23 protein-coding genes are annotated in these 23,887 nt (G+C 50.7%); 9 read left to right on the forward strand and 14 right to left on the reverse strand.

Annotated elements, in window-relative coordinates; genetic code table 11:
• Positions 1 to 45: 45 nt before the first annotated feature.
• From J4613_RS07585 to J4613_RS07595, 3 genes are all read right to left on the reverse strand, one after another.
• The gene (locus J4613_RS07585) at positions 46 to 762 is read right to left on the reverse strand and encodes a YebC/PmpR family DNA-binding transcriptional regulator (RefSeq protein ID WP_000532939.1); all 717 of its coding nucleotides are present in this window, start codon (positions 760 to 762) and stop codon (positions 46 to 48) included.
• Positions 763 to 1,321: 559 nt separating this feature from the next.
• Positions 1,322 to 2,953, reverse strand: coding sequence for a methyltransferase domain-containing protein (locus J4613_RS07590; protein WP_000979792.1), 1,632 nt, complete (start codon positions 2,951 to 2,953; stop codon positions 1,322 to 1,324).
• A gap of 4 nt (positions 2,954 to 2,957) precedes the next feature.
• Positions 2,958 to 3,215: a YjhX family toxin gene (locus tag J4613_RS07595; RefSeq protein ID WP_001054380.1), complete on the reverse strand. Its 258-nt coding sequence runs from the start codon at positions 3,213 to 3,215 to the stop codon at positions 2,958 to 2,960.
• A gap of 486 nt (positions 3,216 to 3,701) precedes the next feature.
• Here J4613_RS07595 and J4613_RS07600 point away from each other — a divergent pair, with 486 nt between their 5' ends.
• The 3 genes from J4613_RS07600 (at position 3,702) to J4613_RS07610 (ending at position 6,241) form a co-directional block, all read left to right on the forward strand.
• Complete coding sequence (locus J4613_RS07600) at positions 3,702 to 4,310, forward strand: DUF1062 domain-containing protein (RefSeq protein ID WP_000864861.1); 609 nt, start codon at positions 3,702 to 3,704, stop codon at positions 4,308 to 4,310.
• A gap of 353 nt (positions 4,311 to 4,663) precedes the next feature.
• Complete coding sequence (locus tag J4613_RS07605; protein WP_000556765.1) at positions 4,664 to 5,575, forward strand: hypothetical protein; 912 nt, start codon at positions 4,664 to 4,666, stop codon at positions 5,573 to 5,575.
• 204 nt (positions 5,576 to 5,779) lie between these two features.
• Entirely contained in the window at positions 5,780 to 6,241 is a 462-nt protein-coding gene (locus tag J4613_RS07610; protein ID WP_001654330.1) for a DUF302 domain-containing protein, read from the forward strand.
• A 16-nt stretch (positions 6,242 to 6,257) separates the two neighbouring features.
• Here J4613_RS07610 and J4613_RS07615 read toward each other — a convergent pair whose 3' ends face one another.
• Positions 6,258 to 6,923: a dienelactone hydrolase family protein gene (locus J4613_RS07615; protein WP_001610027.1), complete on the reverse strand. Its 666-nt coding sequence runs from the start codon at positions 6,921 to 6,923 to the stop codon at positions 6,258 to 6,260.
• Between the two features lie 349 nt (positions 6,924 to 7,272).
• On the opposite strand from J4613_RS07615, the gene uxuR reads away from it, so the two are divergent.
• Entirely contained in the window at positions 7,273 to 8,046 is a 774-nt protein-coding gene (gene uxuR / locus J4613_RS07620; RefSeq protein WP_080083474.1) for a Uxu operon transcriptional regulator, read from the forward strand.
• On the opposite strand, the gene trpS is transcribed toward uxuR, so the two are convergent.
• On the reverse strand, positions 8,047 to 9,060 hold the full coding sequence (gene trpS, locus J4613_RS07625; RefSeq protein WP_001094611.1) for a tryptophan--tRNA ligase: 1,014 nt from the start codon (positions 9,058 to 9,060) through the stop codon (positions 8,047 to 8,049).
• Between the two features lie 717 nt (positions 9,061 to 9,777).
• Between trpS and J4613_RS07630 the strand changes: the two genes are divergently transcribed.
• Together J4613_RS07630 and J4613_RS07635 are read left to right on the forward strand one after the other, a co-directional pair.
• A complete protein-coding gene (locus J4613_RS07630; RefSeq protein WP_000907671.1) occupies positions 9,778 to 10,308 on the forward strand; it encodes an Hcp family type VI secretion system effector in 531 nt (176 codons plus the stop codon).
• A 238-nt stretch (positions 10,309 to 10,546) separates the two neighbouring features.
• On the forward strand, positions 10,547 to 11,281 hold the full coding sequence (locus J4613_RS07635; RefSeq protein WP_000683251.1) for an aspartate/glutamate racemase family protein: 735 nt from the start codon (positions 10,547 to 10,549) through the stop codon (positions 11,279 to 11,281).
• Between the two features lie 5 nt (positions 11,282 to 11,286).
• Here J4613_RS07635 and hypT read toward each other — a convergent pair whose 3' ends face one another.
• From hypT to mdtM, 7 genes are all read right to left on the reverse strand, one after another.
• A complete protein-coding gene (gene hypT / locus J4613_RS07640) occupies positions 11,287 to 12,195 on the reverse strand; it encodes a hypochlorite stress DNA-binding transcriptional regulator HypT (protein WP_031605805.1) in 909 nt (302 codons plus the stop codon).
• A gap of 118 nt (positions 12,196 to 12,313) precedes the next feature.
• Positions 12,314 to 13,486, reverse strand: a complete 1,173-nt coding sequence (gene iadA, locus J4613_RS07645; RefSeq protein WP_079944408.1) for a beta-aspartyl-peptidase — start codon at positions 13,484 to 13,486, stop codon at positions 12,314 to 12,316.
• Between the two features lie 12 nt (positions 13,487 to 13,498).
• Positions 13,499 to 13,960, reverse strand: coding sequence for a YjiG family protein (locus tag J4613_RS07650; protein ID WP_000211979.1), 462 nt, complete (start codon positions 13,958 to 13,960; stop codon positions 13,499 to 13,501).
• On the reverse strand, positions 13,957 to 14,628 hold the full coding sequence (locus J4613_RS07655; protein ID WP_000068750.1) for a nucleoside recognition domain-containing protein: 672 nt from the start codon (positions 14,626 to 14,628) through the stop codon (positions 13,957 to 13,959). Before J4613_RS07655 ends, J4613_RS07650 begins: the two co-directional genes overlap by 4 nt.
• Positions 14,629 to 15,499: 871 nt before the next feature.
• Complete coding sequence (locus tag J4613_RS07660; RefSeq protein WP_000233264.1) at positions 15,500 to 16,684, reverse strand: YbfB/YjiJ family MFS transporter; 1,185 nt, start codon at positions 16,682 to 16,684, stop codon at positions 15,500 to 15,502.
• A gap of 219 nt (positions 16,685 to 16,903) precedes the next feature.
• Positions 16,904 to 18,175 carry a DUF445 domain-containing protein gene (locus tag J4613_RS07665; protein ID WP_001033033.1) on the reverse strand — a complete coding sequence of 424 codons (1,272 nt, stop codon included), beginning with the start codon at positions 18,173 to 18,175 and terminating at the stop codon, positions 16,904 to 16,906.
• Positions 18,176 to 18,261: 86 nt separating this feature from the next.
• The gene (gene mdtM, locus J4613_RS07670; protein ID WP_001188918.1) at positions 18,262 to 19,503 is read right to left on the reverse strand and encodes a multidrug efflux MFS transporter MdtM; all 1,242 of its coding nucleotides are present in this window, start codon (positions 19,501 to 19,503) and stop codon (positions 18,262 to 18,264) included.
• A gap of 478 nt (positions 19,504 to 19,981) precedes the next feature.
• Between mdtM and J4613_RS07675 the strand changes: the two genes are divergently transcribed.
• Both J4613_RS07675 and J4613_RS07680 read left to right on the forward strand, forming a co-directional pair.
• A complete protein-coding gene (locus J4613_RS07675) occupies positions 19,982 to 20,923 on the forward strand; it encodes an Rpn family recombination-promoting nuclease/putative transposase (protein ID WP_111742494.1) in 942 nt (313 codons plus the stop codon).
• A gap of 180 nt (positions 20,924 to 21,103) precedes the next feature.
• Complete coding sequence (locus J4613_RS07680; protein WP_111742493.1) at positions 21,104 to 22,474, forward strand: NAD-dependent succinate-semialdehyde dehydrogenase; 1,371 nt, start codon at positions 21,104 to 21,106, stop codon at positions 22,472 to 22,474.
• Between the two features lie 95 nt (positions 22,475 to 22,569).
• On the opposite strand, the gene J4613_RS07685 is transcribed toward J4613_RS07680, so the two are convergent.
• Positions 22,570 to 22,713 carry a hypothetical protein gene (locus tag J4613_RS07685; RefSeq protein WP_001541460.1) on the reverse strand — a complete coding sequence of 48 codons (144 nt, stop codon included), beginning with the start codon at positions 22,711 to 22,713 and terminating at the stop codon, positions 22,570 to 22,572.
• Between J4613_RS07685 and yjiS the strand changes: the two genes are divergently transcribed.
• Positions 22,680 to 22,844 (forward strand): DUF1127 domain-containing protein YjiS, encoded by a 165-nt coding sequence (gene yjiS / locus J4613_RS07690; RefSeq protein ID WP_000397915.1) that lies wholly within the window; start codon positions 22,680 to 22,682, stop codon positions 22,842 to 22,844. The two genes, J4613_RS07685 and yjiS, sit on opposite strands and share 34 nt — an antisense overlap.
• 76 nt (positions 22,845 to 22,920) lie before the next feature.
• On the opposite strand, the gene J4613_RS07695 is transcribed toward yjiS, so the two are convergent.
• A complete protein-coding gene (locus tag J4613_RS07695) occupies positions 22,921 to 23,841 on the reverse strand; it encodes a DUF5655 domain-containing protein (protein ID WP_111742492.1) in 921 nt (306 codons plus the stop codon).
• Between the last annotated feature and the right edge of the window lie 46 nt (positions 23,842 to 23,887).

Consider the following 23,887-nt stretch of genomic DNA (forward strand, 5'->3'; position numbering starts at 1 on the left):
AAATTAAACAAATCTGCCATAGAGACAGATTTGTTTAATTTATAATTAGAGGTTTGCAACGTTATGATATACTTTTTGCACATCATCATCATCTTCAAGGGCATCAACAAGTCCTTCAAAGATTTCTAAATCTTCTGGTGAAAGTTCAACTTCTGATTGAGCAATCATTTCTAATTCTGTTGTTGAAAATTCAGTAATTCCAGCTGCTTTTAGAGCTGCAATTCCTTTGTGCAGGTCTGTAGCTTCAGTATAAATAACGATGTTTCCTTCTTCTTCGGTTACATCACGAACATCAACTTCAGCATCAAGCAAAATTTCGAAAATATGGTCAGGGTCTGTTCCTTTAAATACAATCACTCCAGTATTGTCAAACATATAGCTGACAGCACCTGCCGCTCCGATATTCCCGCCTTTTTTATTAAAAATTGTGCGGATATTAGCAATCGTACGGTTAACATTAGACGTCAACGTTTCAGCGATAACCATTGAACCATTGGGTCCAAAGCCTTCATAACGCCCTTGCACGAACGTTTCATCTCCGCCACCTTTGGCTTTATCAATGGCTTTATCAATAACATGTTTTGGAACCTGTGCTTGTTTCGCACGTTCAATAACGAATTTTAAAGCTGAGTTTGATTCCGGGTCTGGTTCACCTTGTTTAGCCGCAGCATAGATTTCTACACCAAATTTTGCATATACTTTAGACGTTGCACCGTCTTTAGCCGTTTTTTTAGCAACAATATTTGCCCATTTACGTCCCACTGGAAACATCTCCTCAAAGAATTATTTACATTAATGGCAGGTTAATAACCTGCATGTTTTTCTGCCGTATTATATCATAATATATAAATTCTCGTCTATGAGAAATAAAAAGTTCCAGCTTTTACGGAGGATTACTTTGATTTTAACAATGGCTAATATGGTGGGTAAGTCATTTTTTAATTTTCTTCTGGTTCTTTTTTTATTTTTAATAATTGAATCGCAGCAATAACGTCTTATTGATGGTGGTTTCGCTCATCAGGTGAGGTGGAACGCTTGCACGTCTTGCGACATATTGTGGCAGAAACTTAATGGCGAAATTAAGAGCCTATCCCATTAGGGCTATTTTACTTGCCATTTTGGACCTGGGCAGTGCTCAAAATCCTCACGTACTACGTGTACGCTCCGGTTTTTGCGCGCTGTCCGTGTCCAAACTGGCTGCGCCAATAACGCCTGGTGGGATAGTCTCTAAGACGATATATTCCCGCCTTGAGCCGTGTTAATTTGTTGCATACTTTTAAACGGAGGTATACCTCTTGTAGGGTATACCTCCTGCTTTACGTTATCGCGCGATTAACGCAAATACGCCCCAGCCAAAGTATTCTCGCGTCCAGGTGACGTGACGTTTGGGGGCTACCGTCAGTTCTGTTCGAACCTCCTGCGCAAACTCATCGTCAGGGTTTTCCTCCAGCCAGCGGCGCATGGTCATCCACTTCGCGGCTTCATATCTGTCCCAGCCTTGCGGGTCCGCCAGCACCATTTCCACTACGTCATAGCCAAGTTGGTCAAAAAAGGCGACCAACTCGGGCAGGGGACGAAAATCGGCGACGGATGAGACGCCACAGGCGTGGGCGATCTCTTCCGTTGCGGGGATCCGACGCCAGTACGGTTCACCGATGAGAATGATCCCGCCAGGTTTGAGGCTTTTGGCCAGCAGATCTATTGTCCCCGCGACACCGCCCGCAATCCAGGTAGCGCCTACGCAGGCCGCCACGTCATATTTTTCCTCGTCGATATAACCGGCCGCGTCGTTATGAATAAAATGTACGTATTCACTGACGCCGAGCTCTTCTGCACGTTGTTTTGCCTGTGTGGTGAAGAGCGGGCTTATGTCAATGCCAGTACCTGTAACACCGTAATCGCGAGCCCAGGTGCAGAGCATCTCACCCGAGCCGCTACCGAGATCGAGAATCCGCGTGCCTGGCTTCATGCGTAACGCATGGCCCAGCGTGGCGTACTTTTCCGCTGTAAACGGATTATGGATACGGTGTTCGCTTTCGCTAATGGTAAAAATACGTGGGATATCCATTGGGTTATTCCTTTTACTGAGGGCGATTCCCTCAGCGGGAGGGGCTTTTTCAGCCAGCAGCGCAAACAGCTTGCCTGCAAAAGTCTCGCCGACCGGCCAGGTGTGACTGTCCGGGCGCTGCAACACAGTGAAGCCAGCATCACCAAGCAGGCTGATATATTCATCATCGCGCCAGGCCTTCATTTGACTGCCGAAACGGGTGGTACAGCCGTTTTCCGCTATCGCCCAGAACTGCGTTGAGCTGGTTTGGGCCTCTTCATCCCAGGCATTTTCCGTTAACAGCAGATGAGGCACGGCAAGAAACAGGCCGTGCGGACAACGCTGCCAGCCTGGCTGCGCCATGCCCTGGCGTTTAACTTCATCGAAGGTATGCACTTCAACAAGCAGTTTGCCATCCGGTTTCAACCACTGCGCGCAATGACTGATAAGGCTTTGCGCATCCGCATCGCTAAAGACATTCAGTTCCCCAAACGTCATCATAATGAAATCAAAAGGTTCCGTGGGGTGGTATGTACGAATATCCTGCTGAATGTAGTCAATATTCAGGTTTGCGGCTTGCGCCTGCTGGCGAGCCCATGTGATGGATGCCGGAGAGAAATCTACGCCTGTGCAGTGAAACCCACGCTCCGCTAACAGGCGGGTATAAAAACCGGGTCCACAGCCGAGATCCAGAATGCGGGCGCCAGCGGGTAACTGACGGGTAATCCATGTTACCTGTTGCTCAATCACGGTTAGCCGGCGGCTGGCCCAGTCGTGGTCCTGCGACAGATGATTTTCCAGCATGCGTTGGCTGAAGGCTGGCTCGTCCCAGGGGATTTTGCTTTCATCGGGTAATAGCCGAATGCGATGCGTTGCAAAAATAACGGCGCTGATATCCATCATCATCTCCTTAGCGATTGTCAGGCTGGGCGCGAACGTTGTTCAGTCCGGTTGTATTAATGCGGTAGGGCTGACCGTTAACGGATTTGATCAGCTTTTTGGTTTTGAGTTTTTTGAATACAGCGAGCGTGCAATCGGCGAGCAACAGCCCTTCGCGGCTATAGCACTCAACGGCGGTGACGCGGCCTGACGCATCGCGGATGTGCGTAATGCGTCCGCCTTTGGCGAGAACGTGTAAGGTACGTTGTTCCTGACGGGATAAATTCATACTGAAGAACCTGTGTAATCATCATAGGCAAAACGTGCAAACACACTGCGGTGTCCGCATTCGATTTCGGCGCATTGATAATCAGTCCGGCCTGAAAAGGTCGGGGAACTGATTATCGGATGATGACATTCTCCAGCATCAAAGCCTCGGGTTGAGTTGAAAGGTATTTACGTCGTGAATGATAACACCTGATTTCTGTAAGTGAATAACCGGGAGTGAAAAGTGTGATCTCAAAGGGAGGATCATGCGTTTAGTAAGTCAGTTGAATAGATCCCGCCGCTACCATAATGAATATTGATTAAACTCATATACCCGATAATGGCCGCTTTGATAATCTCGGCGTATCTTTTGGCCATTGACAGGGTTGTAGCGTTGGAAATCTTTTTTTAACCCACTGAAAAATATCACTTAAATATTTTTCATACATAAACATTTATGGTCCGCTGAGTTCGGATCCGGTTTTGTATGGGTTAAAAAAGGTACGTTATGAAAGTCATATGGACTGTCACTCCTGTGGGGTATCAGCGCATAGCGAAACGTTGCCCTTCATGCAGCGTAAAACGGGACTTCACGCCTTCTGGGGCATTTCGGGTTAATTCGCAAAAGAAGGTACTCGATGTCTGGAGTATCTATAAATGCACACACTGCGATTACACCTGGAATATCTCCCTGTTCTCGCGCCTGCCAGTCAGCAAAATTAACCGCGATCTTTATGGCCGACTGATGGCGAATGATGCCGCCACGGTGCAATATTTTGCTTATGACAACGCGATCCTGAAGCGAAACAATGCTGAATTATCGGGGCCGCCTGATTTTCACATTCAGGAACGGTGGCTGGTCAGTATCGCCTCCCACAAGCAGGTCAGTGTTAGCGTCAGGATTTCCCGTTCTTTTCAGGTCAGCCTGCTGTCGATTTTGAAGAAGCAACTCCTGTTAAGCGCAGCCGAAATCAAGAGACGGATTGAAACAGGGCAAATAAGTGGCGTCACGGTGAAAATGCTTAAATCGCGAAAACTGAAGAATGCAAAATATGATTTGCAGCTCTCTGTTGAAACACTGTATGACCGGCGAAGGATTGTTCTGACCCGTCGATAAAAACAATAAGCTCACCTTACGTTTAAGTGTGCTGGTATGGCAACGACGCAACGGAATGAAAGAAGGACTAAGGGACAGGTGAGCATTAGTTGAATAACCCTTGTCTGTGGCATTCAGTGAAGACTGAATGCCATGGATAATCCAGACGTTTTCGCACCAGTGATGATCAGCAGAATGACAAAGGGCGATGGGTTACAATTATCTGTAGAGTAAATAAATATTCACGCAACACCATTAAAAAATAAGAAAAAATGGCTCACTGTTGAGCTGATATTAATACCTGAACCACTGAATTAGAGTAATGTGGCGCTATTCATAGCGTAATTTTTTCTGTTGCGGTTACAGGGGGAGGAATGCACACCTTTAGACCATACTCACTAAGGCATAGCGATCTGTTATATGAAGATATTCCGTTAGAAATACGCGAGCAAATAATCTTATTGATTATCAATACGCTAGGAAACTGCTCCTCTTTCTATGATATGACATTATACTGCTATCATAATAGTCATTCTGACGAAGTTTATCGAAGAATATGTAAAACGTTGCGCAAAGAGTATGGCTTATTCACCTTATATGCGCATTCAACGTCATATCTGGATGAAATGAGTAATCTGTTATTAAAAACAGATGATAAAAGAAAGCATATTGATGCCATTGAGCTTGCTTTTAACTATATAGATACCTACCTTCGGACCTATGAAGTTACGCTTGGGTTAGAACCGGATAAGGCGATTAGTGAATTAAATAATATATTTCATGAGCATAGTTTAAAATATCGATATGAAAATGGTAGGATTGTAAGGTTGCGCAGAATAAAACGGCTTAAAAACATATGTTATTATTTGTACTCCCCTGGAGAGTATGGCTTTGTCGAATATGATCTTATGGAAGCGTATAATCGCCTGATGCTTAATGATTTTGCCTGTGTCGTAAAGGAATGTCATGCAGTCTTCAGAAGCGTTCTTCTCAGAATTCATGAGAGAAAAGGTATCGTATATCATGAACAAGATAGTTTAAATACCTTAATGACTAATCTGATGGCGAGAGGCGTTATATCTGCTGAATATGCACATAAATTTCATTTTTTAAGTAACGTGCTGGAGTCAGAAATATTTCTGCCGATGGCGCCAGAAAAATCGCATCATCACTACGCAATGATGCTCCGTATCTCTGAAGAGTTGGCCTGTAGTATCTATTATCTTACTGAGCGGAGTATATTCTTTCTTACCCAGCGGGCTGAAGAAGATGGTGTCGCGCCATAATAATGATCGCGCTGTCGCTCAGTCAGACTGGATCATCGTTATTTAAATTTGTTCAGACGTCGGAATTTTTTGTTCTGCCGTCTGTTTTTTTAGTGATGAGCTGTTCAGTGCAATAATAAGGGGTACAGTACGATGACTGATTTTTAAACAGCATATCATCTGTGTCGTATTTACTCATGGGTATTGGGTCAGGGAGAGAGAAGAATGAGTACTATTTTAAAGCCTTTTTTATTGGCGGTAACCCTGATGTTAATCTTAATAAGGCCTGGCTTTGCAACGGAGGATGGAGCGATAACCATGGTTAAAACCTACAGCGCTTATGACTATTTGCAGACCCGAGCGCGGTTGATGCACGCTGTCGCCGATCACGGTCTGGTGTTATTTGGGGAATTTGATCATGCCAGAGCGGCACAGAATGTTAACCTGAAAATGCCGCCGACAACGGTTCTGGTCTTTGGCAATCCTAAAGGCGGAACGCCTCTCATGCTGGCGCATCCCGAACTGGCACTGGATTTACCGTTTCGGGTGCTCATTAGCCAGCAAGCCGATGGGCGAACGTTAGTCAGTTATCATCCCGCTGAAACGCTGCAACGTTATGGTCTTGATGCCGCAGATATACAGGCTTTGAAAAAACTGGAACAGCTCGTTGAAAAAAGTCTCCACTAAAGCTGAAAATCTGGCTTCAATCGGGCGATGTGTTTGCACAAGTGATGTCGCGAATAAATGCGCTCACATCGTCCATTACCTGATGCGATAAGGCGGCATCGAAGGTGGCGCTATCAGCATCACAGAACCCGTGCCGCGCATCGTACATTTTACACTGCACCCGGGGGCGCTTTTCCAGCGCCTGTCGCATGGCGAGGGGATCAAACGCCGGCTCATAACGCGCGATAATAACCAGTGCCGGACAGAGAGGCGCAAGATGAAGGTACTGGCGTATACGGGAACCGTAATAGCAAATGACGCCATCACATAACCCACTGGCTGCACTTAGCCATGCGAGCGTTGCGCCGACGCTATATCCTACGACGATTAGCGTCTCGTACTGCGTTCTGAGATCGTGGAGTAATGTGGTAACGACGGCGGGATCAAAGCCGACATTTGCTGAAAAGTGACGGTAAGCCTCCTCCTGCTGTTCATAGCGAAAGGGGGTATGGTGAGGAAACAGCGCGGGAATATAAATATCGAATCCGCGCGTCATCCATTCATGGCCTGCGCGTTGGATATGAGCGTTAATACCATAAATTTCATGCAGAATAATCGCTGCCCGGCGATGGCGGCTCGACAAACTGGAGGCGTTGCTTCCCCCGGATACGCCTGGGGCGAAAAACACGGTGTCTTTTATCATAACGCGTTCTTGATACAAAGAGAGCGGCTGGATTTTCGCCGATCACGCTATGTCAGAGGCATTATTCCTGTCAATGTACAGACACATTTTATGGCCTGATTTTTGGTTGATAAATTTTATATTGGTAAACCAATATGCTGTTCATATTCAGGCATCAGGGCTAAAGGTGGAACATCAGTTGTGTATTGTCTACTGCCTTTCCTTTTATCTGGCTTCACTAGCGAAACGGGGCGCATTATTGTTTTGTTGGTTGACCAGTTTCGCGTTTTTGGTGTGCTACGCGTGCTATCCCTCTTTACAAATGCTATAGTCTGATACCGGGAAATCGCATCGGACGGGCACGACCAATATGAAATCAAACACTTCTCAGCAAAGACCTTACCAGGAAGTGGGCGCAATGATACGGAATCTGATTGTGCAGACGCCGTACCGCCCCGGGGAGCGCTTGCCGCCGGAAAGAGAGATCGCTGAGAGGCTCAATGTGACGCGTACCGTCGTGCGTGAAGCGCTGATCATGCTGGAAATTAAAGGTCTGGTTGAAGTCCGCCGCGGCGCCGGGATCTACGTGCTCGACAGCGCGGATAATAACGAGATGGAAGGCGCTGACGTCAATCACTGTAATGACGCCGGGCCGTTTGAACTGTTACAGGCGCGTCAGTTGCTGGAAAGCAATATCGCTGAATTTGCCGCTCTGCAGGCCACCCGCGAAGACATCATTAAAATGCGCCAGGCGTTACAACTGGAAGAGCGAGAGCTCGCCTCCAGCGCGCCGGGCGGCTCAGAAAGCGGCGATATGCAGTTTCATCTGGCCATTGCCGAAGCGACCCATAACAGTATGTTGGTCGAGCTCTTCCGTCAGTCCTGGCAATGGCGTGAAAATAATCCGATGTGGCTCCAGCTTCATAGCCATCTGGGCGATACGCTTTACCGTAAGGAGTGGCTGGTCGATCATAAGCAGATCCTCGCGGCGTTAATTAAGAAAGACGCCCGCGCAGCGAAGCTGGCGATGTGGCAGCACCTGGAAAACGTGAAGCAGCGTCTGCTGGAGTTTTCCAATGTTGATGACATCTACTTTGATGGCTATTTGTTTGAGTCATGGCCGCTGGACAACGTTGATGCCTGATTATACCTGGAATAGCGTGGGCAGACCCAGTCCACGTTTTACTTCCTGTAGCGTCTTTTGAGTGACCTCATGCGCCCGCTCGCTACCTTTTTTCAGCAATTCCATTAGCATTCCCTTATCCGCAATAAAGGTTGCCCGTCGTTCGCGTATTGGCGCGATCAGTTCTTGCAGGCAGGTCTCCAGCTCATTTTTACAGACACGATCGCCTAATCCGCCTTGTTGATAATGTGCTTTCATCGCCGCGACTTTGGCTTTATCCGGATGGAACGCATCCAGCCACGTAAAGACGACGTTACCTTCTATTTTTCCCGGATCGCTAATTTTTAAATGATTGGGATCGGTGTACATCGCGCTGACCGCACGGTGGATGGTCTCTTCGCTGGCGGAAAGAAGCAGGGTATTGCCGAGCGATTTCGACATCTTGGCGCTGCCGTCAATGCCTGGCAGACGGCCCGTATCGCTCAGGAGCGCCTGACAGGGTCGCAATACCGGCGAGGAGAAAAGACTATTCATCTTATGAACGATCTCATTCGTTTGCTCAATCATGGGCAATTGGTCGTCGCCAACCGGTACCATTTCGGCCTTAAAGGCGGTGATATCTGCCGCCTGGCTAATGGGATACGCCATGAACCCGACCGGCAGGGAACGGGTAAAGCCTTTTTGGGCAATCTCATTTTTTACCGTAGGATTACGCTCCACTCGGGCGACGGTAACAATATTCATATACAGCACCGTTAATTCAGCGAGGGCGGGTAACGCGGATTGCAGGCAGATCGTCGTTAGCGCGGGATCGATGCCGACGGCCAGATAGTCAGCTAACACCTGCGGAATATTATCGCGGATTTTTTGCGGATTACTGCCGTTATCGGTGAGTCCCTGCAGGTCGGCAATCAGGACATACTGTTGGTGATCCTGCTGTAGCGCGACGCGCTGGCGCAGTGAACCGACATAATGGCCGAGGTGCAGCGAGCCGGTGGGGCGATCGCCAGTCAGAATGATAGGAAGGGTGTTCATTAAGGACTCCTTTATGCTTGCTGTAAAGCCGAAAGACGTCCCGAAACGCAGTAGCCGCCTTTCGGCGGCTACTTAAAGAGGGATAGTGATCCGTGCCGCCTTCAGGAAGGCAGCCACCAGCGGAGATGACGTTGCGTAGCGTTGGATCGTTTCGTGTTCATGTGATCTAACGTATCACGACTAAACGTAAGGGTAAAGCGGCTGGCGTGTCGTCCGGGCATAAAGTCATATCGCCTGAACAGAGAACATGTTACTGACTTTGAAACGCGATTTTATAATTTGCTGCCCAAAAATACGTGGCGCTGAAAGGCGCATTTTTGATGCAAATCATTTATTACTGTGATAACACTGTGCGCGATAAAAACATTAAATATATTCACATAGTAAATATGTTCTATTGGAATGGTTGTTTTCGATATGACAAAAGTCTAAAAAACCCATTGATGTGAAAAGGAATAAGAATTGTCTATATTCCGATTCGGTGTAATTAAGTAATTTCTCGGATAAAAATAAGAAATGATATTGATATTTCTTTTTTGATATGGTTCTTATAGCGGCTATGGTTATTCAGGAAACGATGCTTGAATGCCTGGCGTAATAGATTTCAGGTCAGTAGCGCTATTGTAAAATGGATTGTTGATGGCAGAAGGTATTTAGCAAGAATCCAGTTATAGCAGATTGTCGGTATTTAATCTGGTATACAGAGACACCAACGAAATGGCTGGAAAATGGAACGTTCTTTCATTGTTGGCGTTCCGTCCTTGTCAGCCTGCTTTGCCGCATGATAATCACGGAGGGGGGATGGACGCCATCTATTTAAAACTGGACGGTATTGAAGGCGAAAGCCGGATCAAAGGTTTTGAAAACCAAATAAAACTTATTGCTTACAACCACAACCCGACGAAACGGGAGTCCGGCGAAGCGAGAGGGACATATATTGGAGGATTGACGCTGACAAAGCCTGTCGATCTTGCTACGCCTGGCCTCTATGAGCACTATTGTAACGGGAAAACGGTGAAAGAAGGCGTGCTGACATTATGCCGTCGTGATAAGGGCGCAATGCTGCCATTTATTATTTATACGCTCACCAATGTGCGAATTTCACGCATGAGCAATCATGGCGACGCCGAAGGCAGCGCCACGGAGACCGTGGATTTGGTTTATAGCCATATTCGCTGGGATATTCCCGCATTAGCGTCGAAAAGCAAAACACGGCGGCCCCTTCACCGACAGGCGCTGTGGCGATGAGGACAAAACAAGCTTGCGGACTCGCAGTGGGCGATGCTGTATAGCGAAATGGCATTTAGCGGCTTGCGAAGGTCGATGAGCGCTCATGTAACCAATCGATTGCCTGAAAAGGCGATAACGCGTGGCCATTACACCCGTTATGATTTTTACGCATAGCCGCTAATAAAACGGCATTTTTTATATACACATCAAGTTGATAGTGTGTTTCTGACCTTGACGTAAATAAGCGGGAAAAGCGATGAAACACACCATTGGGATACTGGGGGGGATGGGACCTGCGGCAACGGCGGATATGTTGGAAAAATTTGTTGAATTGCGACATGCCAGTTGTGATCAACAACACATCCCGCTCATTGTCAGCTCTATCCCTGATATTCCCGATCGTACAGCATGTCTGTTATCCGGCGGGCCTTCGCCATACCGTTATCTGGAGCGTTATCTGCATATGCTGGAAGACGCCGGGGCGGAGTGTATCGTTATCCCATGCAACACTGCACATTATTGGTTTGATGATTTACAGAACGTCGCGAAAGCGCGAATGATCAGCATCCTGGACGCCACCCTGGGGGATATTCCGCCATCGGCGCGGCACGTTGGGCTGCTGGCGACCAATGCGACGCTGGCGACCGGGTTATATCAAAAGAAAGCGCTGGCGCGGGGGCTAACGTTAATTCAGCCAGAAGAAGCGGGGCAGGCGTTGGTAATGCAGGCTATTTATACGCTTAAACGTGGCGATAAAACTGCGGCGCAAGCGCTGCTGCTGCCGCAAATCGATAGCCTTATTGCCCGTGGCGCTCAGGCAATTATTATGGGGTGTACCGAAATTCCGCTTATTGTGGCCGGACATGAACGCGCGATAGCGTGCCCGATGATTGATTCCACAGCGTCGCTGGTGCGCGCGGCGATTCGTTGGTATGAGTCCTGGCCAGACACTCGCGCCTCTTTGACCGGGGAACAACGCCTTACCGCCTGAGGTGTTTACAGCGAGGCCTGAAGCCCACGCAGGTCGCGCCAAAATGTTTCGGCTACCTGACTCATGCGGGTATTCATGCGATAAGCATAAGCCTGGATCGGAATAACCAGTTCGTCGGCATCAAGCACTATCAGGCGTCCGTCGGTAATCTCCTGACGGATAGCATACTCGGGCAACCAGGCGATTCCGCAGCCGTCCATCGCAACCTGTTTTAACAATTCACTCATCGAAGAGACGAAAAATGTACTGAAACTCAGTTCAGCATGGCGAGTCAGGGTACGATTTATCAGCCGACCCATATAGGAGTTTTGACTGTAATTAAGCAGGGGAAAGTGCGGCTGCTCAAGCGTATAGCGCGGCTCGCCCCGGCCATTGTTGGCGCAAACCGGAAACAGTCTCGACTCAAACAGGCGGATATTATCAAACGGCGCTTGTTGCAGATTTTCATCGTGATAAGAAAAGATAAAATCGCTTTGCCCCTCACGTAACATATCCACCGCCTGGTCGACATCTATCGCCTCAACGGCGTAGGTAAACTGCGTCGGCATCTGCTTAACGATGGTCGGCAACAGGCCGAGGGAGAGCGAGTGGGCGGCGGCAATCTTGATTTTACGCAGCGTATAATCGCTGCCGCCGCGCAGTTCGGTCAGATTACTTTCCAGTTGCTGTAACAGGTGGCGAACCTGGGAGTGAAAGATTTTACCCTGTTCGGAAAGCTGTAGCGGCGAGACCTGTCGGTTAAACAGTTCAACGCCCACGGCATGTTCCAGGGCGCGAATCCGCCGGCTAAAAGCGGGTTGCGATACGTTGCGGATAATGGCGGCCTGAGAGAAATTGCGGCACTTTTCCAGCGTCAGAAAATCATACAGCCATTTTGTCTCAATATTGTGCAAACCTGCTCCAGTTACATCCATTTACCGTTATCCTGTCAGCCGCCCGAAGGGGCATTCTACGTCCATTCGGGCGGCTGACAACCGCTTATCCCGTCCTCTTTCAGGATGCCGCGATGGGGCAGCCTGAAACTAGTGGGAATTACGCCGGTTCAAAGGTACCTTTTACGCAGGCTTTCCCCTCATTGACCATGCGTTTGCCGCGCGCATACACCTGCTCAATGCGTAAATCTGCGCTAAAGACGAGCAGATCCGCATCGTGACCGGGACGGATTTCGCCTTTGCCGTCCAGACTGAGGAAGGCGGCTACGCTGGTCGTCAGCGGACGCAAAGCATCGGTCAGGCTGAATCCGTAGTGGTTAACCAGCGTCTGCAACGTCTCCAGCAAACTTTCGAAGCCTGCGACGCCGATACCCGTCAGATTTCCGGCAGCGTCAAATAGCGGCTGGCTGCCGTTACCGTCTGAACTGAGCGTCACTCGGGAAAGCGGGACGCCGGCTTTTACCGCTCTGGCAATGCCCTCCGCCGGCGCGACGGGATCCGGGATACTGGTGGTAATGTCGATCACGCCGCCTTTAAGCGCAAACGCCAGCGCCTGCTCGAAAAGCGATTCGCTACGGTTGACGTGGGTAGGCAGCAGTTTACCGATCGGCACGTCGCTGTTTTCCAGGATGTCATACAGCGGCTGTAACCCTTTTTTGCTGCTGCCCATATGAAAAACGCTGACACCGGGTTTACCGCCCAGCAGGCCGCCAACGCGTGATTCAGCGGCCATGCTGGCGAGTTGATTCCCGCTGGGCGCGGCGGAACGGTGGTCGGAGACTGCGCATTTCACGCCAATGACGCGATCGATCAGCGCGACGTCTTTTTCTACCGAGCCAGTAATGGTCGGCGACGGAACGTGATAAGCGCCCGTGAGCATCCAGGCAGTGATCCCCTCCTCATTTAGCGCTCGCGTTTTGGCTAACAGCGACGCGGGATGACGGCTGACGGAGTCGGTGCCAAGCAGGCCGACGACCGTTGTTATCCCGGCTTCCGTCAGGCGGCTCAGGGAGACTTCCGGCGTCCGCGTCGTCGGCCCCGCTTCGCCGCCGCCGCCGATCAGATGAACGTGTTGGTCGATAAAGCCCGGGCACAGCATACGGCCGCTAAGATTAATCACCGTACAGTCCGGTACGATATCGCTGGGGATGTCAGCGCCGACGGCAATAATTTTGCCATTCGCGAGCAGAACATCGCAGATGCCCCGGTCTTCTGGCGCAAACAGGTGCGCACCCTGTAATAAGGTAAACTCCGCGGCGGATAAATCAGGCATGATAACTCCTTATTAAACAATAAGCTGCATGACCCAGATCGACAGCAGCGCATTGATGGCGCAGACTGCGATAATATGCGGGTAATATTTGGCGTTGACTTCGGCAGTACCGAGACAGCGGCCGACATTCTGTACCGGGTTTCCCATCAGGTAAATGGCTGGCAGTAGTACGGTAACATCGTGGCCGCTTAGCGCGCCGGCGGTAGCCAGACTGGCCGCCACGCCAACGGCGCCGCCCATACTCATCAGCGAAGCCAGAAGCACCGTAGCCGCTTCGCCGGGAAGCCCCCACAACGCCATCACGGGCTGGCAGATATGGCCTACCCAGTCGAGCAGACCGGTAATTTTCAGCGCCTGAATAATGACAAATGCCATGACCACATTGGGTAACAGGTTGGTCGTGGCGATGGTAAAACCGCGGCGTGCGCCATCGATAAACATATCCATGACATTCTTACGTACCTGAGTCGTCATGATTGGGCTCCTTGCGCAGGGTGACGGCGTTCTTCGATGTTAATCCAGATGCGCAAAAGGTTTGCGCCGATAAATTTGAATAGCAGAATGACCACCAGCGGGATGATGACTGACGTTCCCAGAAAGGCGAATACCGCAACGCCGGAGGAGAAATAGTTGGTGATAATAGCGCTGCCGCTGGTCTGCCAGGCGGCAAAAATCACTTTATCGCGTTCGGTGATTTCGCCTTCCTGCGCCAGCTCTTTAGTCATACCCGCCGCGGCGTCGGTATTTTGCAGGTTGGCGATCAGCGCCAGTGAGCAAATGCCGGGAATGCCAAGCAATGGTTTCAGGATAGGCGTCATCAATTGCTGCGCCGCCCGCAGACCGCCCAGTCCATCCGTAATCGCGATGATACCCAGAGAAAGGATAACCGACGGTGCCAGCTCCAGCGCAAAAAGGAAGCCATCTTTCGCGCCCGTTCCGCCCGCGCCGCGAAAGGTCTGCGTACCGGTCACATGACCGAATGACCCGTTGAGTACGGTAAAATCAAAAACGCGCCACCAGCCTTCGCTTCCGGAAAATACGCCGGAAAAGAAAATAATGGTGAGAAAAAACGCCAGGTATCCCTTTATCCCGACCTTTTCTGTATCAAGCGGCATGGCCGCCCCGTCCACTTGTTGCGCCATAGCGATCCCCGAATTTTTTTGATGATGTGTTGGTTGTAGCCACAGGCCAAAAAGCCCGAAACAGAAAGACCTTATCAGTCATGAGGGTAAGGGCAAAATGCAAGTATGTATCGTGCTATGCGTTTCTTGCATAGCAGCGCGAAAAATCACCATCTTCGCTACTGCCGGAGGCGCGGGGAACCGTGGACGGTATAACGCGAGGTAAAAAAGCAAAGAAACAGGTGTTGGCGCAGGCCGGAGTCGGGAGCAGGAAAAAGGGGAAATAAATTTGACGTTAGTCAATTTCACGCCACTTAATTATCGTTGTTAAAAAATAGGATTTTTTAACCTAAATTTTACTTTTTTACTGTAATTTTTCACGCCTTAAGAGGAATTGTCACGGTCAGGTCAGTAGCCGCTGATAGGTCAGCTTGCGCCCTAAGAATCCTACGGGCAGGTAATAAAAAACGAATAATCGAATTAATTTCATGATGTGATTTATTTATAATTGTGATGATTTGAGAGGGAGCGATAATCATCATAATGGAATATATAGCCAAAATAATTCGAGTTGCTTAAAGGCGGCAAGGGAGTGAGTCCCCAGGAGCATAGATAACGATGTGACTGGGGTGAGCAACGGCCCGTCAGGGCGAGGCCCATGGATGGGCCGGGTAATCCGTAGCCAACACATAAGCCACTTGAAGTAGGAAGGGTATATAAAATAATAGGCAGATTGATAACACTAAAAACCATAGAATAAGTATAGTTTTTAGTGGCATCTTTACCTTGAAATAACGTGTTGAGGATGTGCTATTAAAAACAGATCCTCATTGCGCCGCGAATAGCATTAAAGATACAACCCGGTGCGGAGAGCGTGGGTTTACTCTACCGCTTATTCACGTATCACAAACCGTTTTTGTTTTATCTGCTGCACAGCGCTGATCAGCGCGGCAAAAAAGAGCGCCGCGGCGCCGCAAAGCGTGGCGTTGATAATTGCCGACGCGCCATTGCCTGACAGACTGGCGGCGAGCGGACCGAGAATTTGCCCAATACCATACGTTAGCGTCACCAGGCCTAACAAATTAATATTACCCGGCGCGCTGAGTTGTCGGGCAAGCGGCATCACCAGCGAGGTTGTGCCCATAAACGTGGCGCCAAAACCAATACTGCTCAGTATTAACAGAAACAACGAGTCGCTGGCGAGAGACAGCAGCACGCAGGCGCTCTGGATCAACAGATTCGCGGTCAGACATGGCAGGACGCCCCAATGTTTTGCCGCCCACAGCCAGCCGAAGCAGCCGGGAATGATCGCCAGGCCGACCAACGACCAAAGATGCGCCGTGAGTAGCGGAGAGCCCGCGCTTTTCGCCATCAGCGGCAAATAGGTAGCGACAATGATGTAGCCGAATCCGGCGAAACCGTACAACAGCGCCAGTTGCCACCAGGGCATAGGCTGATTTTCGATTCTTGCTAAGGGCGCAGGCGGCAGCGCATGAGCGCGGGGGGGAATCAACATTGCCACGATTAATAGCAATATACCGGCGAGCGCTCCGGCCCCCAGCCATAGCGAATGGGCCGAAAGCGCATAATGTAAACCGCCAATGACATATTCGTTGCCCAGTGCAATCCCGGCCCCGACGCCGGAAAAGAGCGCGGCGATCACAAACGGATGGCGGGTATGATGCAACACAATCATTGATCCAAAAATCATCATTCCCGCACTCGCGACACCTGCCAGGAAGCGCACCAACATGACGACCGCGGGCTGAGTAAATATCGCCATAGACAGAATAAGAATACCGGTGGCGACCGCCGAAGCCAGCAGCATGGGGCGTAGACGAGAGGGGAGATGAAAAAGGCCAAAGGAAAACAGTAAGCTTCCCGCCAGGTACCCTGCATAATTGGCGCTGGCAATCCAGGAGAGTTGGTTAAACGTTAGCTGCTTTTCCGCCAGCATTACCGGCAGCATGGGCGTATACAGAAAGCGGCCAACTCCCATCCCCAGCGTCAATACCATCATACCGAAAAGCGCCGTAAAAATGGGATGGCGAGGTGAAGCGCTCTGAGCATGAACCATGGTTTTTCTCTTTGCTAAAGTAAGGCAGGAATGCCGGATTGTTGTTGCAAATGATAATAAAAAGTAAAATTAATGTTTAAAATTTGCAAGAAAAGAAAGTGAAGCGCAGGCGAATAACGGATTGAGAAGAGGGGCATCGGTGGGAAATGGCATTAAATTAATGCCTCTCACGTGCGGGGTTTGGCAGTTAATCTGAACGAGAATTGCGCCTTCCCCTTCTTATATACTGAGCAGTGCCGGTATTTGCGACAGTAAATATAACACCAGACCGATAGCGCCGCCGACCAGCGTGCCATTCACGCGGATAAACTGCAAATCTTTACCGATATTAAGCTCAATCTGCTGCGACATATCGCGCGCATCCCAGCCTTTTACGGTATCGCTGATGTGGCGCGTCAGGAAGGCGGCGAATTCCGGCGCGACGCGGTGCGCGGCCTGTTCCAGATGACCGTTAAGCGAGGCGCGTAATGCGTCGTCGGCGATCAGCGTCTCGCCAAACCATTGTCCGGCATGAGCGATGCGCTGCTTCACCTTCGAGTCTTCGGCGTTGATATCTGTTTTTAACCACTGGCGTAGATCCGCCCAGATCTCGCCGAGATAACGGTTAAATGCCTCATCTTCCTTCAGGTAACTTTTAATGTTTTCTGCCCGGGCAGCCATTTCCGGATCATGTTTAAGTTTATCGATCAGCTTATACGTCGCGCGATCGAAGGCATGACGAATCTGATGCGCGCGGTCGTGACTGATATCATCCAGCAGAGAATTTACCGCGTCGGAGACCAGTTCAGCGCTGTGTTCTCCCAGCCATTCGGTCGGCAGAATCTTCGCTTTTAACGGATGTTCGGTCTCCAGCCAGCGTATGATCTGTCTGGCGATAAATGTTCGGGAGCTGTCACGCTGTAACAGGGCGATAAGCTGGGCGATCAGCGTATCGAGTAACACCTGGTGACGATCGTTTTTGGTCATGCTTTCCAGCATCAGGGCGCTGGTGCCGGAAAGATCCACTTTATCAATCGCCTTATGTACCGCTCGCTTGAGCAGCCGCTGAATACGGGCGTCATCGGTCAGTTCCAGAAAGCCGCTCATAATTTGCAGCAGATGCTGCCCGACCCGGCTGGCGTTGTCCGGCTGGCTGAACCAGTTTCCGATAAGCAGCGCGGGTTCATGGCGGCGGATTAGCGCGATCAGCGACTGCGTATCAAGGAACTTCTCCTGCACAAATTGCCCAAGATTTTCGCCGATTCGGTCTTTATTACGGGGAATAATCGCCGTATGTCGTGAAATAAACGGAATGGGAATGCGGCGAAACAGCGCCACCACGGCAAACCAGTCCGCCAGCGCGCCAACCATCGCCGCTTCGGCAATAGCTTTTACGCCCAGCACCCAAAAACTGGGCGGCAGGAAAAGCGTGGTTACAAACGTCGCGGCGGCTATCAGCAACAGTGAGAGCGCCAGGCGTTTGGCGCGTTTGAGTTCGGCGATTTTATTCATAGGGTTAAGGATAGAGCCAGACGGCAGGAACGTGCAAAAAACATCAGATTATCCTGTGCCGGATAAGCCTCTATCCGGCAGAGTGTTTACTTCTCAGCGGCCAGTTCTGCCGCCTCATGCTGGCGCACGCGCTGTAATAGTGTCGCCAGAGTGAAGACCACAATCACCCCGGCCACCGCTGCCAGCAGGTGAAACGGCAGTCTCCCGCCGTGAAACCACAGCCAGCGGCCAACTTCGACCGACACCGCCATCACCGTCAGAATCACCATGTTCAGCGAGGCTGAAACCGTCCCTTTTGGCAAGTTGTTGGAAAAAAGCGTGAAGCGAAACAGCGTCGGGAAAATCATGCCAATGCCGAACGCGTACAGGCTGGTGCCCAGCACAGACCAAAGCCAGACGTGCGGCAGAAGAAGATTACCGAGGAGCAATGTCGCCAGCCCGCTTAACTGGATTGGTACGGCGCGCCAGATAAAACGCGGTCGGGTCGGATCTTTCACCAGGCGCACAACGATCATATTGGCCACGATCACCGCGCCGAATACGGGCACCTGCGCCCAGGCGAATTGCGAAGTACTCATCCCGCCGGCATCGATCAGGATCACCGGCGACACCGCCACCCAGCTCATCATCGGGATGTAGCTCAACGACAGCGTCGCCGCCCCGGTGAGAAAAATCGGGTTGCGAAACACATTACGAAAATCGCGCAGTACGCTCACCGCGCTGAACGGCACCGCGCCGCGTTGCACCGTTTCTGGCATCGCCAGCAGCAGGCCGCACAACGCCAACAGTCCCATCACCGCAATAATACCGAACAGCACCTTCCAGTGAACGAAGTGCATCAGCGCCGCGCCGGAGAGCGGGCCGATAACCGGAGCGACCAGCACAATGGAGGTAATAATCGCCATCAGCTTAATGGCTTTGGTTTGACCAAAGGCCTCCTGTACCGTGACGTAGCCGACCGTTGCGATAAAGCAAATGCTGGTGCCCTGCACAAAACGGGCAACCAGAAACTGCGTCATTGAGGTCGTCAACAGCGTTGCCGCGCAGGCGAGAGTAAAAATTAATGCGCCTGCAATCAGCACTGGCCGGCGGCCAATCCTGTCGGATAGCGGCCCCAGAAGCCATTGCAACGCCATTCCTCCCGCCAGATAGAGACTGACCGAGGCCGGCGCAAGACTGACGTCAGCATTAAAATCGCGCACGACGTTAATGATGCCAGGCTGAATCAGATCCGTCGTCAGATAGGCGGCAAAATCGTACAAAATCAGCGCCATCGGGAAAAATAACGTTGTGGCGCGTTGGGAGAAAAACTGAATAATCCGTTGCATAAAAAATGCGCTCCATGTCGGAGAACCCCATGATGGGATAGCGAAACTCAATACCGTCATCGTGACGTCAGGCAGGCGATGGAAACAGCGGCTGCGGATGTACTGAATTTCATGTAATCAAAAACGCTGCCGGTGAAAACACAGACAGGAAGAGACGCGTTCTGAATCTCGTCAGAACGTGTGGCGATTACAGATAACAATCAGCACATCACACCTCGGGAAATTTACGTTGCACGGAAAATATACACATTAAGTGTAATTAAATTTTGATGTTAATCAAAAGAGTTTGTCTGGTTAATAAAGATAAAGGCAGGGCGCGCAGACTGGCATTTTGCGTGTTCAGTTCCGAAAATGCATGTGTATTACAGATAACAGGATTTATCTTCCGTCGCGCCTCGCAATGCTGAAAAGGTACGGATGAGAAAGGAATTTTCAGGAGGTAGAGTCGCAGCATTTTGGTTTGGGGTGACGGAGCGCCATGAAAAAATCGACGACCTCAACACCGCATGATGCGGTGTTTAAAACCTTTTTGCGCCACCCGGAAACCGCCCGCGATTTTATGGAGATTCATCTGCCGGTGTCGTTACGCCAGCTTTGCGACCTGCGGACGCTAAAGCTGGAACCCGGCAGTTTTATTGAAAAAAATCTGCGAGCCTATTATTCCGATGTGCTTTGGTCGCTGAAAACGCGCGAGGGCGACGGTTATATTTACGTCGTGATTGAACATCAGAGCACGCCGGATGCGCATATGGCGTTTCGGCTGATGCGGTATGCGATGGCGGCAATGCAACAGCATCTGGATGCGGGGCATAAGCATCTTCCGCTGGTGGTGCCGATGCTGTTTTATCACGGTGTTGATAGCCCGTATCCTTTTTCGCTGTGCTGGCTGGATGAGTTTGCGAACCCGGAAGTGGCAAGAAGACTCTATGCCGCTGCCTTTCCGCTGGTCGACATTACGGTGGTATCGGATGATGACATTATGCAGCACCGCCGCATTGCGCTGCTGGAGCTCATCCAAAAACATATCCGCCAGCGCGACCTGCTGGGACTGGTTGAACGAATTGCTTCGCTGTTAGTTACTGGTTGCGCTAATGACAGGCAGCTTAAAGCGCTGTTTAATTATCTTATGATTCAGCACGGACATACGCCTCGTTTCACCACGTTTATTCGTGATGTGGTAGGGCATGTCCCGCACACTAAGGAGAGACTGATGACGCTGATAGAGAGGATCCGCGCAGCGGATCGCAGAAAAGGGGAACGGCAAGGGAGACAGGTCGGTCTGGAGGAAGGGCTGGAAAAAGGTCAGCATGTTGCCGCATTGCGTATCGCCAGACAGATGCTGGCGGACGGACTTGACCGCGAGACTGTCCAGCGGTTCACCGGCCTTACGGCTGAAGAGCTTCAGGATGTTAGCCACTAACGCGGTTCCAGTCTGAATGTTGCAGGCCCGGTGCCCGCCGGGCAACGCTCTCTATAATTATCGCTGATAACCGCACGAATATACCGAACTTTACCGATAGCGCCAGCCATCTCTACTACCCTTATTGTTCTGAGCGGCATTTCCGGCTGCCTTAATGACGATAACAAGGAGACATGTGATATGGCTTACCAGACAGTGAATCCTGCCAATAATCAGCTCATTAAAGAGTATCCCCCGCACACGGACGCGGATATTGAAGCCGCGCTGCAAAAAGCTGACGCGCTCTATCACTCCGACTGGTCCAGGGGAGAGATTGACCAACGTTTGCCGGTACTGCATAAGCTGGCTGACTTGATCGACAGCCGTGTTGAAGAACTGGCAAAAATCGCCAGCCAGGAGATGGGCAAGCTCATCGAGCAGAGCCGTGGCGAAGTCAAACTGTGTGCGCAGATCGCTCGCTATTATGCGGATAACGCGAAGCAGTTTCTTGCCCCGGTGCCTTATAAAACCGAGTTTGGCGACGCGTGGGTAGAACATCATCCGATTGGCGTCATCATGGCTGTTGAGCCGTGGAACTTCCCGTACTATCAGTTGATGCGTGTGCTGGCGCCGAACCTGGCCGCTGGTAACCCGGTGCTGGCGAAACATGCCAGCATCGTACCGCACTGCGCCGAGACATTTGCCCATCTGGTGCGTGAAGCCGGCGCGCCGGAAGGCGCATGGACCAACCTGTTTATTTCCTCCGATCAGGTGTCGAATATCATCGCCGACCCGCGCGTGCAGGGCGCGGCGCTGACCGGATCTGAAAAAGCGGGGAGCGCCGTGGCGGCACAGGCGGCGAAGCACATTAAAAAATCGACGCTGGAACTGGGCGGGAACGATGTGTTCGTCGTGCTGGACGATGCCGATCTTGAGAAAGCGGTGAAAATTGGCATGCAGGCACGGCTCACTAATGCGGGGCAGGTATGTACGGCGGCGAAGCGCTTTATCCTGCATGAGAAAATCGCCGATCAATTCCTCAGCCAGTTCACCGAGGCGTTCAGGAAGGTGAAGGTGGGGGATCAGATGGACGCTTCTACCGAACTGGGGCCGCTGTCGTCGAAAGATGCGCTGGAAACATTGACCAGACAGGTCGAGGAAGCGGTGAAAAATGGCGCGACGCTGCACGTTGGTGGCAAGCCGCTGGAAAGCAAAGGCAACTTCTTTGAGCCGACCATTCTGACCCACATTACGCGTGACAACCCGGCGTACTTTGAAGAGTTCTTCGGCCCGGTGGCGCAGATGTATGTGGTGAAAGACGATGACGAGGCGGTAAAACTCGCCAACGATTCCCACTACGGCCTGGGCGGTGCGGTGTTTAGTCAGGATATTGAGCGTGCTAAACGCATGGCCTCCCGGATTGAAACCGGGATGGTTTATATCAACTGGCTGACCGACACCGCAGCGGAGCTGCCGTTCGGCGGCGTTAAGCGTTCGGGCTTCGGACGCGAGCTATCGGATCTGGGGATTAAGGAGTTTGTGAACCAGAAGCTGGTAGTGGTGCGCCGCTAATCCCTGTTGCCCCTCTGAAAACGGGAGGGGCCTGGCTTTTTTGCAGCGAAGGACGCGGATCTTAAATCAGAACGAAATAAGCGAACAAAACACCTTCAATCGCCCTCCTTATTTATCCACGTTGCACTAACCGTGCTTTTTATCCCGATATTGTTTGTACAGACATTCATGATGCCCGCATTTTCTGTTCTATGCGGAGGCCGGTATGGAATTTTACGAGAACCGCCCCAGACAACCATTCATTGGCTTTGTGCAGCTCAGACGGGCGCTAAAAAGGTGGTGGCTGCGTAAGCGGGCCTGTCAGGCGCTGCGACGAATGAGTGACGAGCAGTTAAAGGATATTGGGTTGGAAAGGAAGGATGTGGAATAACAGATAAGAGCCAGTAAAACTGGAAAGGCTGGATAATCTTATCTTAACCTCTCCAGTAGGCGGGTATCCTGGAACGCTAATTTTCCTGCCAGGCTTTCTCGATCAGCAGTTTGGCTTTATCCAGATCATGTTCGTTACGCACAATCAATTCGACGTCGCCGGTTCCCCAGTGGCCAATGTTTGTGACGTCCCGGCTAAATCCTTCTTCAAGCTGGATATGCTGTGGATTGATTTTCAGCCACAGGCGTAGGTGTGGGTCGGTCACGGGATAAACGGCTACGCACAGAAAGTTGCGAATGAGGCGGAAGGCGTCATAGAGCTTAAGCTCTTTAAACTGAACCTCATCACTGAGTGAGAGCACATAGCTTTTTAGCTGTTCATATAATGAAAGCAGCGCGGGAGAGGCCGAAGAGAGCTGTTCGCGCTGCGTGCGGGTATGGCGTTTACCGCTGCTGACGGAACCGTTCGCGATGATGTGCTGAGGGCTATTTTCGACCACGGCGTTAACCAGTTCCAGCATTAACAGGTCGTCGGCAAAAAGCTTGTAGCGAATCAGGTTGATATTGCGGTTGATTTGCTGAACGGCATGTTCGTCGTATTTATTAAAATCGGCGGCAATACAGATTAACCGTGTGCCGGACCAGTCAATGGCTTTAGCCGCGGTTTTACTTATTTTTTCCATCACCAGCAACTGAAATTCCGCTTTATGATCGAGCAGCCAGTCGAGATAAAACAGCCCCTGGTTAATGACGTTTTCATTGCTGTGGCGCTTATATTCAATAATCACCGGGCAGTTATTTTCATCGAGGCCGAGGGAATCAATTCGCCCACGATGGGTTTTACCCGTGCGGTATTCGGTCTCGAGAAAGCGGACGCCAAGGAACGTTTCCATATGGGATTCGATCAGCATTTGCAGATCTTTTTCAATGGCTGCGGCTTTGCCCGGCAGTTCTTGTACTTTCCCGCCACCGAGGCGGAAAAGCTGGATATCGCTCATGGATCCCTCCTGAATTTCATATTACCGGGTATGATACTGCACAGAG

It is taken from the genome of Salmonella sp. 32020114201800008SM (genome assembly GCF_017572025.1).
GTDB classification, from domain to species: domain Bacteria; phylum Pseudomonadota; class Gammaproteobacteria; order Enterobacterales; family Enterobacteriaceae; genus Salmonella; species Salmonella enterica.

Coding starts and splice junctions, on each gene's coding strand:
- J4613_RS07590 (WP_000979792.1), bottom strand. CDS start 2,953: ATGATGATGGATATCAGCGCCGTTATTTTTGCAACGCATCGCATTCGG.
- J4613_RS07595 (WP_001054380.1), bottom strand. CDS start 3,215: ATGAATTTATCCCGTCAGGAACAACGTACCTTACACGTTCTCGCCAAA.
- J4613_RS07600 (WP_000864861.1), top strand. CDS start 3,702: ATGAAAGTCATATGGACTGTCACTCCTGTGGGGTATCAGCGCATAGCG.
- J4613_RS07605 (WP_000556765.1), top strand. CDS start 4,664: ATGCACACCTTTAGACCATACTCACTAAGGCATAGCGATCTGTTATAT.
- J4613_RS07610 (WP_001654330.1), top strand. CDS start 5,780: ATGAGTACTATTTTAAAGCCTTTTTTATTGGCGGTAACCCTGATGTTA.
- J4613_RS07615 (WP_001610027.1), bottom strand. CDS start 6,923: ATGATAAAAGACACCGTGTTTTTCGCCCCAGGCGTATCCGGGGGAAGC.
- uxuR (WP_080083474.1), top strand. CDS start 7,273: ATGAAATCAAACACTTCTCAGCAAAGACCTTACCAGGAAGTGGGCGCA.
- trpS (WP_001094611.1), bottom strand. CDS start 9,060: ATGAACACCCTTCCTATCATTCTGACTGGCGATCGCCCCACCGGCTCG.
- J4613_RS07630 (WP_000907671.1), top strand. CDS start 9,778: ATGGCTGGAAAATGGAACGTTCTTTCATTGTTGGCGTTCCGTCCTTGT.
- J4613_RS07635 (WP_000683251.1), top strand. CDS start 10,547: ATGAAACACACCATTGGGATACTGGGGGGGATGGGACCTGCGGCAACG.
- hypT (WP_031605805.1), bottom strand. CDS start 12,195: ATGGATGTAACTGGAGCAGGTTTGCACAATATTGAGACAAAATGGCTG.
- iadA (WP_079944408.1), bottom strand. CDS start 13,486: ATGCCTGATTTATCCGCCGCGGAGTTTACCTTATTACAGGGTGCGCAC.
- J4613_RS07650 (WP_000211979.1), bottom strand. CDS start 13,960: ATGACGACTCAGGTACGTAAGAATGTCATGGATATGTTTATCGATGGC.
- J4613_RS07655 (WP_000068750.1), bottom strand. CDS start 14,628: ATGGCGCAACAAGTGGACGGGGCGGCCATGCCGCTTGATACAGAAAAG.
- J4613_RS07660 (WP_000233264.1), bottom strand. CDS start 16,684: ATGGTTCATGCTCAGAGCGCTTCACCTCGCCATCCCATTTTTACGGCG.
- J4613_RS07665 (WP_001033033.1), bottom strand. CDS start 18,175: ATGAATAAAATCGCCGAACTCAAACGCGCCAAACGCCTGGCGCTCTCA.
- mdtM (WP_001188918.1), bottom strand. CDS start 19,503: ATGCAACGGATTATTCAGTTTTTCTCCCAACGCGCCACAACGTTATTT.
- J4613_RS07675 (WP_111742494.1), top strand. CDS start 19,982: ATGAAAAAATCGACGACCTCAACACCGCATGATGCGGTGTTTAAAACC.
- J4613_RS07680 (WP_111742493.1), top strand. CDS start 21,104: ATGGCTTACCAGACAGTGAATCCTGCCAATAATCAGCTCATTAAAGAG.
- yjiS (WP_000397915.1), top strand. CDS start 22,680: ATGGAATTTTACGAGAACCGCCCCAGACAACCATTCATTGGCTTTGTG.
- J4613_RS07685 (WP_001541460.1), bottom strand. CDS start 22,713: ATGGTTGTCTGGGGCGGTTCTCGTAAAATTCCATACCGGCCTCCGCAT.
- J4613_RS07695 (WP_111742492.1), bottom strand. CDS start 23,841: ATGAGCGATATCCAGCTTTTCCGCCTCGGTGGCGGGAAAGTACAAGAA.